The following is a 387-nucleotide window of genomic DNA, read 5'->3' on the forward strand; positions in this document are numbered from 1 at the left end:
GCCAAGCGCGAGACACCGTTCGGTGTTATCAGCCGCTTACAATCGTCACCGACAAGGCGCACAGCTATGCAAAGGTGATCGGCGAGATCAACGGCCGACTCGGGCCTGATAGTGCTATCCGCCACGTTGACCGCAAGTATTTGAACAATCGGATCGAGAGTGATCATGCCGCACTGAAGCAGCGATTGCGTCCCATGCGCGGGTTCCAGACGCTTGCCGGAGCCAAGGCCGCGCTCGCTGGCATCGAAACCTTCCGCACCATTCGAAAAGGTCAATTCGAGAATTGTGAAACCGGGGTGATCAACGAGATCGCCTTCATCGACAAACTGTTCCAGGAGGCTGCATGATAGGCGAGCAAAGCCGACGACAAACACAGCCCTCTGCCGT

At 56.8% G+C, this 387-nt stretch carries 1 protein-coding gene; it reads left to right on the forward strand.

The features are described 5' to 3' along the window. A partial coding sequence (locus ACFMBG_RS23725) for a DDE-type integrase/transposase/recombinase (RefSeq protein ID WP_421057114.1) occupies positions 1-347 on the forward strand: 347 nt, incomplete at its 5' end. Positions 348-387 lie beyond the last annotated feature (40 nt).

The sequence above is a fragment of the Leisingera coralii genome (genome assembly GCF_049056525.1).
Classification (GTDB): Bacteria; Pseudomonadota; Alphaproteobacteria; order Rhodobacterales; family Rhodobacteraceae; genus Leisingera; species Leisingera coralii.